The organism is Sulfuricurvum sp., from assembly GCF_028713855.1.
In the GTDB taxonomy this organism is placed as follows: Bacteria; Campylobacterota; Campylobacteria; order Campylobacterales; family Sulfurimonadaceae; genus Sulfuricurvum.
Genome location: NZ_JAQTNN010000006.1, coordinates 63,662 through 79,683 on the forward strand (window position 1 = coordinate 63,662; position 16,022 = coordinate 79,683).

The 16,022-nt window shown below is 43.6% G+C and carries 19 protein-coding genes; 8 read left to right on the plus strand and 11 right to left on the minus strand.

Annotated features, from left to right (window positions below; genetic code table 11):
- Nucleotides 1–54 precede the first annotated feature (54 nt).
- Nucleotides 55–834, plus strand: coding sequence for an undecaprenyl-diphosphate phosphatase (locus PHI47_RS07140; RefSeq protein ID WP_299935512.1), 780 nt, complete (start codon nt 55–57; stop codon nt 832–834).
- Here PHI47_RS07140 and rdgB read toward each other — a convergent pair.
- Complete coding sequence (gene rdgB / locus PHI47_RS07145) at nt 807–1,433, minus strand: RdgB/HAM1 family non-canonical purine NTP pyrophosphatase (RefSeq protein WP_299935514.1); 627 nt, start codon at nt 1,431–1,433, stop codon at nt 807–809. The two genes, PHI47_RS07140 and rdgB, sit on opposite strands and share 28 nt — an antisense overlap.
- Before the next feature lie 100 nt (nt 1,434–1,533).
- On the opposite strand from rdgB, the gene PHI47_RS07150 reads away from it, so the two are divergent.
- Nucleotides 1,534–2,856 carry an MFS transporter gene (locus tag PHI47_RS07150; RefSeq protein WP_299935517.1) on the plus strand — a complete coding sequence of 441 codons (1,323 nt, stop codon included), beginning with the start codon at nt 1,534–1,536 and terminating at the stop codon, nt 2,854–2,856.
- 42 nt (nt 2,857–2,898) lie between these two features.
- Here the strand turns inward: PHI47_RS07150 and PHI47_RS07155 are convergent, their stop codons facing one another.
- The 6 genes from PHI47_RS07155 to PHI47_RS07180 form a co-directional block, all read right to left on the minus strand.
- Entirely contained in the window at nt 2,899–3,501 is a 603-nt protein-coding gene (locus PHI47_RS07155) for a hypothetical protein (protein ID WP_299935520.1), read from the minus strand.
- A 127-nt stretch (nt 3,502–3,628) separates the two neighbouring features.
- Nucleotides 3,629–4,513, minus strand: coding sequence for an ORF6N domain-containing protein (locus PHI47_RS07160; protein WP_299935523.1), 885 nt, complete (start codon nt 4,511–4,513; stop codon nt 3,629–3,631).
- 72 nt (nt 4,514–4,585) lie between these two features.
- Entirely contained in the window at nt 4,586–5,191 is a 606-nt protein-coding gene (locus tag PHI47_RS07165; protein WP_299935526.1) for a hypothetical protein, read from the minus strand.
- Between the two features lie 126 nt (nt 5,192–5,317).
- Complete coding sequence (locus PHI47_RS07170) at nt 5,318–6,523, minus strand: molybdopterin molybdotransferase MoeA (RefSeq protein ID WP_299935529.1); 1,206 nt, start codon at nt 6,521–6,523, stop codon at nt 5,318–5,320.
- The gene (locus PHI47_RS07175; RefSeq protein WP_299935532.1) at nt 6,520–6,966 is read right to left on the minus strand and encodes a molybdenum cofactor biosynthesis protein MoaE; all 447 of its coding nucleotides are present in this window, start codon (nt 6,964–6,966) and stop codon (nt 6,520–6,522) included. Before PHI47_RS07175 ends, PHI47_RS07170 begins: the two co-directional genes overlap by 4 nt.
- A 2-nt stretch (nt 6,967–6,968) precedes the next feature.
- Nucleotides 6,969–7,190 carry a MoaD/ThiS family protein gene (locus PHI47_RS07180; RefSeq protein ID WP_299935535.1) on the minus strand — a complete coding sequence of 74 codons (222 nt, stop codon included), beginning with the start codon at nt 7,188–7,190 and terminating at the stop codon, nt 6,969–6,971.
- A 116-nt stretch (nt 7,191–7,306) separates the two neighbouring features.
- On the opposite strand from PHI47_RS07180, the gene PHI47_RS07185 reads away from it, so the two are divergent.
- A complete protein-coding gene (locus tag PHI47_RS07185; protein WP_366882742.1) occupies nt 7,307–7,987 on the plus strand; it encodes an MqnA/MqnD/SBP family protein in 681 nt (226 codons plus the stop codon).
- Here the strand turns inward: PHI47_RS07185 and gltX are convergent.
- A complete protein-coding gene (gene gltX, locus PHI47_RS07190; protein WP_299935540.1) occupies nt 7,981–9,366 on the minus strand; it encodes a glutamate--tRNA ligase in 1,386 nt (461 codons plus the stop codon). The genes PHI47_RS07185 and gltX overlap by 7 nt on opposite strands.
- A gap of 90 nt (nt 9,367–9,456) precedes the next feature.
- On the opposite strand from gltX, the gene PHI47_RS07195 reads away from it, so the two are divergent.
- On the plus strand, nt 9,457–10,293 hold the full coding sequence (locus PHI47_RS07195; RefSeq protein WP_299935542.1) for a peptidyl-prolyl cis-trans isomerase: 837 nt from the start codon (nt 9,457–9,459) through the stop codon (nt 10,291–10,293).
- A gap of 40 nt (nt 10,294–10,333) precedes the next feature.
- Here PHI47_RS07195 and PHI47_RS07200 read toward each other — a convergent pair whose 3' ends face one another.
- A complete protein-coding gene (locus PHI47_RS07200; protein WP_299935545.1) occupies nt 10,334–11,674 on the minus strand; it encodes an acetyl-CoA carboxylase biotin carboxylase subunit in 1,341 nt (446 codons plus the stop codon).
- Nucleotides 11,675–11,676: 2 nt separating this feature from the next.
- Nucleotides 11,677–12,132 carry an acetyl-CoA carboxylase biotin carboxyl carrier protein gene (gene accB, locus PHI47_RS07205; protein WP_299935547.1) on the minus strand — a complete coding sequence of 152 codons (456 nt, stop codon included), beginning with the start codon at nt 12,130–12,132 and terminating at the stop codon, nt 11,677–11,679.
- 73 nt (nt 12,133–12,205) lie between these two features.
- On the opposite strand from accB, the gene dcd reads away from it, so the two are divergent.
- The 4 genes from dcd (at nt 12,206) to PHI47_RS07225 (ending at nt 14,176) form a co-directional block, all read left to right on the plus strand.
- Nucleotides 12,206–12,766 (plus strand): dCTP deaminase, encoded by a 561-nt coding sequence (gene dcd / locus PHI47_RS07210; protein ID WP_299924157.1) that lies wholly within the window; start codon nt 12,206–12,208, stop codon nt 12,764–12,766.
- 43 nt (nt 12,767–12,809) lie between these two features.
- Nucleotides 12,810–13,046, plus strand: coding sequence for a DUF465 domain-containing protein (locus PHI47_RS07215; protein WP_299935548.1), 237 nt, complete (start codon nt 12,810–12,812; stop codon nt 13,044–13,046).
- A gap of 123 nt (nt 13,047–13,169) precedes the next feature.
- Nucleotides 13,170–13,685 carry a GAF domain-containing protein gene (locus PHI47_RS07220; protein WP_299935550.1) on the plus strand — a complete coding sequence of 172 codons (516 nt, stop codon included), beginning with the start codon at nt 13,170–13,172 and terminating at the stop codon, nt 13,683–13,685.
- A complete protein-coding gene (locus tag PHI47_RS07225) occupies nt 13,682–14,176 on the plus strand; it encodes a GAF domain-containing protein (protein WP_299935552.1) in 495 nt (164 codons plus the stop codon). The genes PHI47_RS07220 and PHI47_RS07225 overlap by 4 nt, the downstream gene beginning before the upstream one ends.
- 2 nt (nt 14,177–14,178) lie before the next feature.
- On the opposite strand, the gene asnB is transcribed toward PHI47_RS07225, so the two are convergent.
- Nucleotides 14,179–15,984, minus strand: a complete 1,806-nt coding sequence (gene asnB, locus PHI47_RS07230; protein ID WP_299935554.1) for an asparagine synthase (glutamine-hydrolyzing) — start codon at nt 15,982–15,984, stop codon at nt 14,179–14,181.
- Nucleotides 15,985–16,022 lie beyond the last annotated feature (38 nt).

The window sequence follows — 16,022 nt, forward strand, 5'->3', positions numbered from 1 at the left end:
GGGGAGGTTTAAGATACTTTCCTATGCTACAATTGCGCCAAAAAAAGGTTATAAATGACTTTATTTGATTCATTGATATTGGGTGCTCTTGAAGGAGTAACCGAATTTTTGCCTATCTCCTCTACAGGTCATCTTATTTTAGCTTCGCAATTATTAGGACTGCAACAAACCGCTGCCCATAAAGCGTTTGAGGTCTCTATTCAACTGGGAAGTATTTTAGCCGTCTTATTTTTGTATGCCCAACGACTCATTGCCGATAAAACACTATGGCTTAAAATCGCCATTGCCTTCTTGCCTGCCGGAGGACTAGGATTTTTGTTCTATAAACAGATTAAGGCGCTTTTCGGGGTGGAAACGGTGAGCATTATGCTGATCGCAGGGGGAGTTGTTTTTCTCATTTTTGAATATCTTCGACGCAACAAACCGATTGATTCGGGCAAAGACATTAAAGAGCTCACTATCAAAGAAGCTTTTACCATCGGCATATTTCAAAGCCTCTCCATGATCCCAGGAACAAGCCGATCGGGGGCTACCCTCATCGGAGGGCTGGTTATAGGTCTTAGCCGTAAAAGTGCCGCAGAGTTTTCGTTTCTCCTCGCCATACCGACGATGATCATTGCTACCGCATATGATTTGATCAAACACCGAAACGAAATGGTCGTAGATGATTATTTCATGCTCTCAGTAGCATTTATAACGGCATTTGTATTTGCACTCGCTACGGTCAAGCTATTTGTCACCTTTGTCAGCCGCCACACCTTTACCCCGTTTGCGATTTACCGAATCGTTGTAGGGTTAATATTCTTTTATTTTGTCACTGCACTTCCGGCATAAGATCGTAAAAATTTAATCTGATCAATCAGAATCTTCGCTAACTCCAACGCTTTGGAGCGGTGAGAGAGCCCTTTTTTCACATCATTTCCCAATTCTCCAAGGGTTTGATCAAATCCGACAGGGATAAAAATCGGATCATATCCGAAACCATTTTCGCCGCGTAACTCCGTAATCACATCCCCGTGCATCCATCCATGAACACAGTTCTCACCTTCTCGCGAAACAACCGCAATCGCTGCCGTATAGTGAGCGGGTGATGTATTTAAAGCTTTTTCTTTCAGTGATTCGACGAGCTTGAGGAGGTTGTCCCGATCACTCGCACCCTCTCCGCCATATCGTGCACTGTAAATCCCCGGCGCGCCATCTAGCGTATCAACACTAATGCCACTATCATCAGCGACGACAATCGCATCTTTATCCCCCAATGCCGCATAGACGGCGCGTGCCTTGATCAATGCGTTTGCCTTGAACGTCTCACCGTCTTCAACGATCTCAAATCCCTCGATCAAATCAGTATAAGGAAAAACTTCCCGATCATGGAGCAATTCGATAATCTCCCGAACTTTCCCTTTGTTTGACGTTGCCAAGACGATTTTCATTTCATTCCTTACAGTAGACTTTAACGTTCGGTGTTTACCCGACGTTTCATCTAAGGGTATATTATAATGCTGAAAATTTTAACGTATCTAAGGTTGCACGGTGTTTAAAACGGTTCTCCCACTCTCCGCGATTTTGTCGCTCCGATTTTTCGGTCTATTTTTAGTTCTTCCTGTTCTCTCAGCCTATGCGCTGGGTCTCGAAGGTGCCACACCCATTCTGATCGGTGTCATTGTCGGAGGATACGCTCTGACGCAGGCGATCTTTCAAGTACCTTTCGGGATCATGAGCGATAAGATCGGTCGTAAACCGACACTGCTCCTCGGACTTGTCATCTTCTTGGTCGGATCGATCATCTGTGCGGTGAGTACTGATATTTATACGTTGATGGCTGGGCGTTTTTTACAGGGGGCAGGAGCAATCGGTGCCGTCATCCCTGCGATGATCAGCGATCTAGTGAATGAAGAGTCACGCGGTAAAGCGATGGCGCTTATGGGGGGAACCATTGCAATCAGTTTCGCCGCCGCGATGGCACTCGGACCCGTCCTTGCCGCAGGGTTCGGATTCTCATCACTCTTTTGGATCGCGGCTGTTTTGTCGATTGTATCGATGATCGTTCTCTTTACCAATGTCCCGACCCCTCCGCGTATCCGTCACATCTACCACTCCACGACAACGACCAAAGATATTCTCAAAGACCCGAATCTCCTTAGTATGATTATCACCAACGGGATGCAAAAAGGGCTTATGACCGTTTCATTCGTCCTTATCCCTATTTTTCTGACTAACCCAGAATACGGCTTTTTGTGGGATAAAAAAGACCTCTGGCAGGCCTTTATCCCCGCAATGGTGATGGGACTTTTGGCAATGGGACCCGCCGCCGTTTTCGGAGAAAAATACAATAAACCGCGCGAAATTTTCCTCATCTCCATCGTGTTGTTCATCGTCGCATTTACCCTTATGGGATTTGCAACTAAGAGTTGGGAATTTATCGCAGGAGTAGTGAGCTTTTTCATGGCGTTTAATATGATGGAGCCGCTGGTACAATCGATGATTTCCAAATACGCGAAAGTGCACCAAAAGGGGGCGGCACTCGGTATCGCCAACGGGTTCGCCTATTTCATGACGTTTGTCGGCGGTGCGGTGGCAGGTATCGCGCTTCAATACTCAAGCCGTGAAGTGTTCACCATCGCGTTGATCGTTATCACTACGCTGTGGCTGTTATGGACGCTCAAAATGCAAAATCCGCATAGATATTCCCATCTCTATATCTCGATGGATCATGTCGATATGGAGAAATTAAACGCTCTAGAACATGAACATATCGCGGAGTGGTATATCAATGAGACCGAACATATCGTCGCGGTCAAATACCGTAAAGAGTTGATTGAAGAAGAGGCGATTAAAGCGAAGATAGTTAAGTAATCTTCCGTCATTCCCCCCGCGAAAGCGGGTGAAGTGCCCTTTTCAAGACACTATAAAACTGCCCATCAATCCAAACCATACGTCTAAAAGTAGATGCAAAACGACACCAAAATTTATTGCGTACCTGTAAAATGCAAAAAAAGCTTCATTTGCTCGTGCATTTTTATATTGATACTGTTCATCATTCGTTAATATTTTCCCCTTGAATTTTGCAAGATACGCATTAATACGTGCCAAGGCGTGTTCATTTTTTATCTTCCAAAAAGAAGCGGTAAAATATATAAAACAATAAGGCATCAGACTAGCTGGCATTACAAATATCACCAACATGAAAAAAACACTTAAAAAATAAAGTGGAGATAAATGGAACCAATCCATTCCGGCAAATACATGAAAAGGTATACTTATCATCAGAAGAAAATCTCCGAAACTGTATTTCTTCGTTTTGTACTTATAAAGGTTATTTGCTTCTATCTCTTCTCTATTCATCGATTCTTTCATCAACTTCTTCCGATGCAACTCCATCGCAATTTCACGTTCAGGACTTTTGAGAGTGCAGTATGGACGGTAGCGGATCGTCAGATACGCCCCTATCGCCATAATGATTCCAGAAAAAATATAAAGCGGCATGACCCACGGTGCCATTTCGTACAACCTTTGATTAAACAATCACTTATTATACAAAAAATATTAGATTATGTTGAGAATTAGAAAAAAATGAAGATTGAGTTCACCCTTCGACTGGCTCAGGGCGAACGGTAAAAAATCATCCCTATTTCAACCTCCCTAACATCTCAAGCGACCCTTTTTCAAATTTCGAGAACGCAAACCATTTCTTACCCAAATCTTTGAGACTTGCCCCTATATGGTATATCTCCTCTTCGTTTAGGATTAAAAAGCGATCATGCGAAGCAGAGAACTCTTTGACTTCTATAGGTGGATATTGTGCATTATGTTTTTTGAGATCAAGGGAGAGTTGTGAAGTGATTGTTTTTGTGTAGATCGTTGCTCGGCATCCATCGACTCTTTTGGATAGTAGTACCAATACACTCTCATCCACATAATTATCGATGAGGACGATAGAGCGTTTGGCACTTTTGATCAAATCACTGGCAAATACATACGCATCGAAAATTTGGTTCTCGTAAAAAATCCCATGATCGGGTTTAAGCTCTTTGGACTCTATCGCATTAAAAAGCTCGTTGAACTTTTTATCGGACTCTATTTTGTGTTCCATTTGGATACTTTCCAATCGATCAAGCCGTTGAAAGAGTAATCCGTTTTGAGAGAGGAAACGACGCATCTGAACGAAAGCTCTCATAATTTTTATGTTGATTTCGATAGCGATTTTATTAGTCAAAACACCGGAAATACTTGCAACTCCCTGCTCGGTAAAAACATACGGCAAACTTCCGCCTAAATGACTTTTGGAGGGTATCGCATTTTGCGATACCAGTGTATCGATCTCATCATTGGAGAGCTGAAACATAAAATCCTCTGGGAATCGATCACTATTACGTTTCACCTGTTCTCTGAGGCGAATAGGTTTGACCCCGTACAACTCCGCCAAATCTCTGTCCAACATCACTTGCAACCCGCGAAGGGTATAGATTTTGTTTTGGATGTTGTGTTCGTCTATGATAGCAATCTCATTCACACTAAGTCCTTACCATGTAGGATACTATTGTGATGATTGTACATTAGCTAATGAGGAAGATAAAAAATATGGCTATTTGCCATTTAAGAGTGTTAATACGCTATGAAGCACCGACGCCAAAATATGTAAAAATATAGCACTATAGAAAGTTACTCTTTGCCAAGAATGAAACATTATCTCTGTCTTAGTATTTTTCATAATTTGTTGCTCATCTAGATTTAATGTACCTATCTTTTGTTGGTGATATATTTCTAAAATTGCCAACTCTTTATCCTTACTATTGAAAAGACAGAAAGGAAAAATAACATTAGCATTTGTAAACCAATTTATATGACTTAGAATTAATAAAAATCCACTCACAATATATAATGGCATTTCTAAATGCCAATTCATCCGCATGAATAAAATAAAAAGTATTCCAAGATGTACAACAATTGCTATAGAAATAATACGTACCCAATATCCAAATATTCTGTTTGCCCGCATTATTTCTTTTTCTTTTTTATCTTCTTCCTCACTCATCGATTCTTTCATCAACTTCTTCCGATGCAACTCCATCGCAATTTCACGTTCAGGACTTTTGAGAGTGCAGTAAGGACGATATCGGATCGTCAGATACGCCCCTATCGCCATAATGATCCCAGAAAAAATATAAAGCGGCATGACCCACGGTGCCATTTCGTACAACCTTTGATTAAACAATCGCTTATTATACAAAAAATATTAGATTATGTTGAGAATTAGAAAGAAATGGAGATTGAGTTCACCCTTCGACTGGCTCAGGGCGAACGGAGAAGACGGAGATTACAATTTGATAACGCGAACCAGCGTCCCCGCTTCCAAATCCCCATCCTCTTCACCGCAGATCATCAATCCCGCATTCCCGAGAAGATTCGTCAAAATAGCGGAACTCCCTGTCTTTTTCCCCTCGAAATCGACCCAATAACGTCCCTCTTCAAAAGAGAGATTACAGGCGGTAAATTCGCTTTTGTTTGAACGTTTGGCAAACGGTACTTTGAGGGTTGCTTCAATCACTTCATACGGGTTTTCAATTCCCAGCATCCGCGCCATAAGTGGTACGGCATAGAGGATAAAAGTGACTGTCGAAGAGTAGGCAAATCCCGGTAGAGAGACGATAAACTTCGATCCCCTCTGCGCCACCATTACGTGCTGCCCCGGTTTGATATTGACCCCTTTGAAAATCACTTCGGCACCGAGAGCAGGGACAATATGCTTGACGAAATCGTAATCCCCGACGCTCACCCCTCCCGTACTTACCACGATATCACATGAGCTGATCGCCTCTTCAAACCGCTCCATAATAGCATTTTTATCATCGCCGACAATCCCCATCTGAACACTCTCGCCTCCGAGAGAATCGACAAGGGTTTGAAGGGTATAGCTATTGGAACTTCGTATCTGTCCTGCATGACGAGCTGCTTCGCCGATATCGATGATTTCACTTCCGGTAGCAATTATGGCGACACGCGGACGCTGTGCTACTGGTACCATAACCCGATTAATCCCCGCCAGCACACCGATCTGTGCAAAGGCGAGTTTTGTCCCCTGTGCAATCAGCACTTCTCCCTCACGATAACTTTCTCCGATGGGACGAACAGCAAACCCTTTTGGAACTAATTTTTCAATGACAATGTACTCACCCTCTACACGGACATTTTCGATCGGGATAAGGGTATCTGCACCTGAGGGCATGAGTGAACCGGTAAACGTTTTGATACACGCTCCGCTCATGACACCGCCGATCTCATCGGCTCCGGCGGGATTGTCTCCAAGAATTTCCAGTGACTCGTACTCTCCCAAATCGCTATGCAGTATCGCATAGCCGTCCATCGCCGAGGTAGGAAGGCTCGGATAATCGCTGTCGGCAACAATATCTTCCGCCAAAATACGACCCACGGCAGAGGTCAAAAAAATTCGTTCACTGCGCACAGCCCCCATACTGAGAAGGCTAATCATATTTTGGGAAGTTTGGTATGAAATCATACTCATAGAGCAACCCCTAACAATCCCGCACCTTGTATTGCCGTCGAGCGTTCGCGAGCATAAAGACGCTGACCATTTTTAAGATCATATTTCCAAATAGGGGCAGAAGCTTTAAAATCTTCGACAAACTGCTCGATCGTCTCTAACGCAACACGCCGTTTCGGTGAAAATACCGCTGCGATATAGGAGGATTCATGTACCAATACATCGCCTCGACTGTGCGCCATTTTTAATTTTGCACCTAAAAGTGCTGCTTTTGTCACCCAAGATTCAAACCATGCATTTAAAATAGGTTCATACACATCAAAACTAAGCCCGTCAATTCCGTCTTCTTCGCGTACCGTTCCGACAAAAGGAATATAGGCACCATAGTTATAGTCAGTTTCTTCCGCATACCACCGAGTGATTATTTCAGGAACATTCAAAGCGCCGTCATAAAGTTCTAGCATCTTCATCCGCCGCATACAGGAGGCAGTAAGGATACTTTATCCCCCGATTTGAGTGCTGTATCCAATGATGCTACAAGCGTATCATTTACCGCCACTGCGCAGTTATCGAGCCACTGTGCCATTTCTGCATCTTGTTTCAATACCTCGGCAACATCACGCAGTGATGAAGCTTCCAACGTTAACGGAGCCTTTTGAATCGGTCCTAAAAATTCGATTGTCACCATAACAATTCCCCTTTTTGGGTAATTAAATTGAGATAAATTATAGCAAAAGAGAACTAACAGTCCCTTGTCAGGGATCAATTAGTATAATGATTTTTATTTTTGGTAGAGGAGAAGTTTTGATTTTCGGAAAAATAGATTTTTTAAATCTCCTCCCGTTTCATGTATTTATCAAACGCTACGCCCGCAGCACCCGATTTCACCAAAGCCTCTATTACCACAAAGGGGTCCCCTCCGCTCTCAACCGTGAGTTTGCCATGCGTCGAATCGATGCGGCGTTTATCTCCAGTATTACCGCTAAAAACTGCCGCCATTTCGGGGTCGGAATCGTTGCACAGCGCGAAGTGCTCAGTGTCATTTCACTCCCAAATGCCGACAAAGCGGATGCTGATTCTGCGACCTCCAATCTGCTGTCTCAGATTTTAGACGTTAACGGAGAGGTGCTGATCGGAGATAAGGCACTGCGATACTATTACAGCGGAGGGGAGCATATCGACCTGGGAGGACTTTGGCATGAGAGGACAGGACTGCCGTTCGTCTTTGCCCTGCTGTGCACCCATCATCACAGCGATGAACTTCGCCGTCTCAGCCATGCATTTATTTCCAAAAAGGTGAAAATTCCGTATTATATATTGATGGAAGCGTCCCGCCGAAGCGGACTTAGCCCTGAGCAAATCATCTATTATCTAAAGTTTATCAGCTATAACGTGGGTGAGAAAGAAGAAAGAGGATATAAACGGTTTGTGAGCGAGGCAAAAAAGAGAGGGTTAAACCCCTCTTTACGAAAAATTCGTTATTGATGGGCTAACAGCGCATCGATCCGTGCCAACGTCTCATCGACTCCGATAATCGCCATAACGCTATCAAGCCCCGGTCCTGAGAGTTTCCCCATGAGCGCAATTCGCAACGGTTGACCGATTTTCCCAAATCCGATTTCAAGTTTGCCAACAACTTCTTCCATAACATGATGATAATCACTCGGCAAATGAAGTTCAGAAGCATTTTTAAGTGCTTCAGCAAAGCTTTCCAATATTGCTTTACTCTCTTCTTTGTACCCTTTTTTGAGTGCCGCTTCATCAAATACTTCAGGACGGGTTAACATCTCAGTAATCAAAGCCGCCATCTCTACAAGTGTTTTAGCACGCTCTTTTATTGCATCGAGGATAATTTCGCGTTTATCATGACTGATTAATACAACGCCATGAAATTCGAGAAGTTCACACAATTTTTCGTTGGGCGTATTTTTGATGTAATGGCTGTTGAGCCAGTCGAGTTTCTCGACGTTGTAGACCGAGGCGGAGCGGTTGATATCGCTCGGATCAAAAAGCTCCAACATTTCTGTCATTGAAAAAATCTCCTGATCACCGTGACTCCATCCCAAACGAACCAAGAAATTGAGCAATGCTTCCGGAGTATATCCAAGCGTTTTATACATCATAACATCGGTTGCACCATCACGTTTGGACAGTTTTTTCCCCTCATGATTGTGGATCATCGGAACATGGAAAAAACGGGGGATCGGGAAACCAAGAGCATTGTAGACCACGATTTGTTTCGGAGTATTGGAGAGGTGATCGTCTCCTCGGATAACGTCAGTCACTCCCATAAGCGCATCATCAACCGCCACTACGAAATTATAGGTCGGAGTACCGTCAGAGCGAGCGATGATAAAATCATCCAAGATATCGGCAACATTGAAAACCACATCCCCTTTGACTCCATCATGCACGGTAATAGAACCTTCCAACGGTGCTTTAATACGGATAACCGCTTCACGCCCTTCAGGAGCTTCTCCTGTAAAATCGCGGTATCGGTTGTCGTATTTTGCTCTCTCTTTACGTGCCGTCTGCTCTTCGCGCAACGCTTCAAGCTCCTCTTTAGACATATAACATTTATATGCCTTCCCCTCATCGAGAAGTTTTTGGGCATACTCTTGGTAGATCGCCAAACGGCTCGATTGGTATTCGATTACTCCGTCATGTTCCAGTCCGACCCATTTAAACGCTTCGACAATCGCGAGAGCTGCCGCTTCATCGTTACGGCTAAAATCGGTATCTTCAATTCGGAGCAAAAATTTTCCATTGTTGCGGCGCGCCCAAAGATAACTAAGCAGCGCGGTACGCAATCCGCCGATGTGTAAATATCCCGTCGGGCTTGGGGCAAATCTGGTTACTACCATGTTATAAATCCTTTTTGGATGCAATTGCGCAATTTTAGTTAAGGCTATGTTAAAAGCGGGTAAAATAGGAGACTTTTACAAGGAGCTTCGATGCGATCGCTAACCCTTTCTGCTTTATTAGCCACATTTTTATGGAGCGCCCCTATCGGCGGTGTTGCCGTATTGGTCAAGAATAATCCCATTACCCTGTATGAAGTCCAGCAAGAGATGAAACAAAACGGAACCAATGCACAAACCAGTGCCGATACACTGATCCGTAAAAAGCTAGAGCAGCTTGAGGCGGAAGAGAAAAAAATCACTGTCTCCTCTGCAGAAGTACAAGAAGAACTGAGCCGTATGGCTACTCAAAACAATCTCTCCGTCGACCAATTTATGAGCGCGATGCAAAATGTTCGGGGATTGAGTGAAAAAGAGCTGAAAGCCAAAGTGGAAGAGAGTATCAAAGGACAAAAGCTTTACAGTGCCATTGCTTTTTCCAAAATGAGCCAGCCAACGGCTGAGGAAGAAAGCGAATATTATCAGCTTCATTTGGATGAGTTTTCACGTCCGGAAAGTTTTGATGTAACGATATATCTCTCAAGCAATCAAGAAGCTCTCGCAACAAAAATTGCCGATCCGATGCGTAACGTCGGTAATATTCAGATGAAAGAGGAAAAATTAGCCTACAAATCTATCAATCCTCAGCTCGCTCAACTTCTCAATAAAATTCCCAACGGAAGCTTCGGTTCCATCCTTCCTGATGGTAAAAACGGCTTTATGAGTTTTTATATGCGCGATAAGCAAAATGTCATCACTGAAAATATCGATACGGTACGCCCTCAAATTGCCAATACGATTATGGGGGAAAAACGAAATCAGGTGTTAAACGATTATTTTACACGTTTGCGTCTAAGTGCGGATATAAAAGTTGTAAGATTACCGGAGTAATACAAAGAGTCTCCCCGAATTAATCGGGGCAGGCAAAGATTTACCCCTGATAGTTTTCGAGGTATTTGGTATCGAAGTTATTATTTATAAAATCGGGGTTTTTCATCATTTTCATGTGAAAAGGGATGGTTGTTCTAATCCCTGTAATCGTGAACTCGCTTAATGCACGATGCATACGTGCAATTGCTTCATCACGATCTTTGCCATATACAATCAGCTTTCCGATCATCGAGTCATATGTCGAAGGTACAATATACCCGGCATGTGCATGAGTATCGATACGGATATTACGCCCGCCCGGAGCAATCCACTGCGTGATTTTTCCCGGACTTGGTAAAAATTTGATCGGGTCTTCTGCCGTAATACGACATTCGATCGAGTGACCGCTGAGAACAACGCTCTCTTGTGATGGAAGGGCTTCACCCTCCGCTACACGGATCATCATTTCGATCAAATCCAAACCGCTTACCATTTCGGAGACGCAGTGTTCTACCTGAAGACGGGTATTCATCTCCATAAAATAGAACTTTTTATCGGCATCAAGGAGATATTCAAACGTCCCAGCACCTTCATATTTGATATATTTGGTTGCACGGACCGCTGAAGCGTGCAATTCAGCACGGATTTCAGGGGTCAATGCAACCGCAGGGGATTCTTCGATCAGTTTTTGGTGACGACGCTGCATCGAACAGTCACGCTCACCGATATGAAGTACGTTTCCATGAGAATCCGCGATCACTTGCACTTCAATATGGCGAGGATTTTTGATGAATTTCTCCATGTAAATCGTACCGTCACCGAATGCTCCAATTGCTTCCGCTTCTGCTGCTAAAAACGCATTTTCAACGTAACTCTCATCTTCAACTACACGCATCCCGCGTCCGCCGCCGCCGGCTGCCGCTTTGAGGATAATCGGATAACCGACCTCTTTAGCGCGTACTTTTGCTTCGGCAATATCTTTGATAGCCCCATCCGAGCCGGGAACGACCGGAACACCCGCAGCGATCATGACATCTTTGGCTTTGGATTTATCGGACATCATCACCATAACTTCAGGAGTCGGTCCAATAAATTTAATCCCGTGATGGGTACAGATTTCAACAAAATGTTGATTTTCGCTCAAAAACCCGTATCCAGGAAATACCGCATCACACCCGCTGATTTCACACGCGGCGATAATAGCAGGAATATTGAGGTAACTTTGAGAGCTTGGAGCGGCACCGATACAAATCGCTGCATCGGCAAGCTTAAGATACGAAGCCTCTTTATCGGCAGTAGAATAAACCGCTACCGCTTCTTTCCCCATCTCTTTAATTGTTCGGATAGCGCGTAACGCGATCTCGCCCCGATTGGCCACTAATATACGTTTTATTTCCGCCATAATTAAAGCTTCTCAACCGCGAAAAGTGGCATATCGTATTCAACCGCTTGAGAATCAGAAACAAGAATACTTACAATCTTACAATCAAATTCCGCTTCAAGTTCATTCATGATTTTCATCGCTTCGAGAATACCGATTACTTGTCCTTTTTTCACACGGTCACCCACTTTTACAAATGGAGCCGAATCCGGTGAAGGAGACCCGTAAAATGTCCCGACCATAGGTGAAACGATCATGTCTCCGGTATGTACCGGTGCTGCTGAAACTGTAGATTCAGCAGCTGCCGCTGCTGCTACTGGAGCTGACGCGACAGCCACAGGAGCTGCCATTATCGGTGCTGCTACCACACCAATATTTTTTTCAAGTTCAATCGAAAAAGCGTCTTGTGTAATTTTTAATTTTGAAAGAGTACTTGCATCAAACTCTTGCAAAAGGGCTTTAATTTGTTTCATATCCATTGGGAAATGCTCCTAAAAGTAGGGTAATAGATGTGTTATACTACCACAAATAAAATTAACAACGGATAAGAACATGGGCCTCAAAAGCGACGGGTGGATACGGGAAAAAGCATTAAACGAGGGGATGATCTCCCCATTTTGCGAAGATCAGGTGGGGGTTGGTGTCGTTAGTTACGGGCTTAGTTCGTACGGTTATGATATCCGCGTGACGAATGAATTTAAGATTTTTACCAATCTTAACTCCACGGTCGTCGATCCGAAACATTTCGATGATATGAATGTCGTTGATTTCGTGGGAGATGTATGTATCGTCCCACCTAACTCATTTGCATTGGCGCGTACGGTGGAGTATTTTAAAATTCCTCGTGACGTTTTAGCCATCTGTTTGGGAAAATCGACCTATGCACGCTGTGGTATTATCGTCAATGTTACCCCTTTTGAACCGGAATTCGAAGGACATATTACGATTGAAATCTCTAACACTACCCCTTTACCGGCTAAAATTTACGCCAATGAAGGAATTGCTCAAGTGCTCTTTTTGCAAGGAGATGAGATGTGTGAAACCAGCTATAAAGATAAAAGCGGCAAGTATCAGGGACAAGAAGGGATCACCCTTCCACGGATTTTAAATTAACTAGTGATACAATTCCGATAAATTTCCACGCTAAGGACCCAAAATGTTGCACGAATACCGCGATGTTATCACCCATATGAAACAAAATGATGCGGCAAATGCCCACTTTTTGAAAACTTTTGATCGCCATAACGATCTTGACAACCAAATCAGCAAGGCAGAAAGCGGTGAGATTCCTATGACTGACCTTGAGCTCGAAAAACTCAAAAAAGAGAAATTATTGCTCAAAGATGAAGCGTATGCGATGATCATCGAGTACAAAAAAGAACACAGCCTCTAATTCTCTCCTCTTCTTCCCCCCTCCGGGGGCTTTATTTCTCACTTTTTTCAACTGAATTGATTTACTTTTTAGTTTAAAATGGATACGATTTATCTTTTCCTCACACTATTCAAGGGGTACTCTATGATCACTTCCTATGCTGCGCTGTCCGAATTTGGACAAACCTTGTTAAAACGCCCAACCCTGAGTGAAGGTCTGCCGCTCATATCAGAATATGCAAAGCAAGTCAGCAGTGCGCAACGATGCTCAATCTTTATTTACAATCCCAATATTCAAATGCTCTGGACAACATTGGCAGACGAAACAGAGAAAATCATGGTACATGAAGACGACGGGATTGTCGGACATACAATCAAAGAGGGCAAACCAATTTTGGTCAATGACCCCTATGATGACCCTCGTTTTTTCCCTATGATTGATAAAAAAACAGGGTTTGTAACAGAAAATATCGCTTCCATTCCTATTTTTAACTCTGCTCGCCGTATTATAGGGGTATTTCAACTGCTGAATAAACCGGGCGGATTTTCACGCGACGATGTCAAGTTTATGATCTTCTTTGCCCACTATATCAGCAGTTATCTTGAACTCGCAATGCTGTTTGATGATGATGCCAAAATACTTAATAAGGAGACTGAATGAGTCTTGAAATCTATAAAAGAATTGCCGATTTTGGGAAACGGCTCTCAAGTCTCGACCGTATCGAAGAGGCATTACCGACTATTTCAGAAGAAGCCAAAGCAATCGTGAATGCTGAACGGTGTTCGATTTTTATCGTCGATCTTCCCGGGAACATGCTTTGGACAAAATTGAGTGACGGGATAGGGAGAATCGCAATTGGACTTGATTCGGGAATCGTCGGAGATACGGTCCGTACCAAAGCCGCTAGATTGGTTAACAATCCGTATGAAAATGCCCACTTTTTACCAAAAATTGATGAAAAAAGCGGTTTTGTAACCCGAAATATCCTTGCTGTACCTATCTTCAATTCCCGTCAAGAAGTGATTGGCGTCATTCAGCTGCTCAATAAATACAGCGGAGATTTCAACGACAAAGATGAAGGAATTATGAGCTTTTTCGCTAACTATGTCAGTGGGACCTTGGAACTAGCACTATTAATGGAGAAACAATAAGGTTACAATAACTCTCGGTTTATCCAATGGCTAAGGACATAAAGTCCCCATACATGTTGTTTAAATTTTCCTCGTCGTGCTAAGTCGAGATACTCTTCAATCACTTCGGGATAAAACAACCCCGTTTTATCATTGACTTCCCGTATCAGATCAATCCGTCCCGAAGCAATCAGCCACTCCATATAGGGGTTGGCAAACCCTTTTTTCTTCCGATCAATAATCGCATCGCTTAGATAATTTCGGGCAACTTGCTTAAGGAGTGTTTTGGTCTGCCCCTCACCGATACGCAACGCAGGATCAACTTTAAATACCGTTTCTGCCAGAGTATGATCTAAAAACGGAGTCCTCGCTTCAAGGGTATGTGCCATCGATACCCGATCAAGTTTGGCAAGGAAGTGTTCACCCACAAAAAGTTTCAGATCAATCATACTATACCAAATGCTCGGATCGGTGTGCGCGCTTTGTTCAAACATTTGCCGATAATTTTCTAAAAAACGGAGCGATTCATTATCCCGAACATTCCGACGAAACAGTTTATTTTGCTGTAAATCGGTAAATTTCTCCCCCGATGTCCTAAACAACAATGACTCATCAAAAACCCGCTTGTACCATTCCCACTCACGATTCATCGAAAAGTGGCTGTGGAAATACTTTTTGAGCCAGTTTTTGTGGTGCAGAGAGGCCGCTTTTTCGATATCAAGATACTCAAAATATTGCCGATATCCTAAAAATAGTTCATCCGATCCCTCGCCACTGAGGACAACCTTGTAGCCTTGAGAAGCGATTTTTTTCATCAGCAGATAGAGGGGCAACGCGGCGGGATCATTAAGCGGTTCATCGAGATGAGTCAATAGTTCGTCCAAATGCTCCTCAAAATCGTTTTGAGAAATGATCACTTCAGTGTGTTCAAGCCCCAAATAGTTTGCGGTTATTACTGCATTTGCCCTCTCATCATAAGCACTGTATTCATTATACCCCAAGGTAAAGACAGGAAGTTTTTTTCCCTGTCGTGCGGCGATGGCACAAATCATGGCACTGTCCAGCCCCCCAGAGAGCAAAGCCGCAATCGGTGCACCGGCATCGAGACGCAAGGCAATCGAACGATGAAGGTCCGCTTCAATCCGTTGCAAGGCATCCTCTCTATCGGTAATTACCGAGTAGGGAGTGTCCAATACATTGTAATAGCAATGTTTGGTAATTTTTCCGTCTTCAAAGCATAGCCACTCACCGCTTTGCAATTTGTCAATGCCCTGATAAAACGTATGCGGAGGTGCAGGAGCCAAAAATGAAAGATACGAATGAAGTGCTTCATTATTCATCTGTACTGAAGATAAAAAAGGTTTGATCGCTTTGATCTCCGAAGCAAAAACAAAAGCCTCACTCCCCTGATGATAGAAAAGGGGCTTTTTACCGAAGCGATCACGTACGAGATAAAGCTTATCACCATCGATCAGAGCAAAGGCGAACATCCCTTCCAAATGATTCACACACTCGATTCCCCATGCCTCATAGGCGGCCAATATAACTTCGGTATCACTTGCGCTTTCCCACTTCGATACGTTTAAACGCTCACGTAGTTCATGATGATTATAAATTTCTCCGTTAAAACTGATAATCACCCCTCCTCTGCGCATCGGTTGATGGGATCTGGGATGGGCATCAGTAATAGAGAGACGCTGGTGAGCTATAAAAAGGTTCTCTTGCTCTACGATCCCACAATGATCCCGGCCACGGTGAACCAAACGGGCTAACGCTTCACGCGCTTTGAGGGGGGAGTAGTCACCGATAATTCCGAATACACCGCACACGTGAAACCTTTTTTTTCGCAATTATACGCTATCATAAC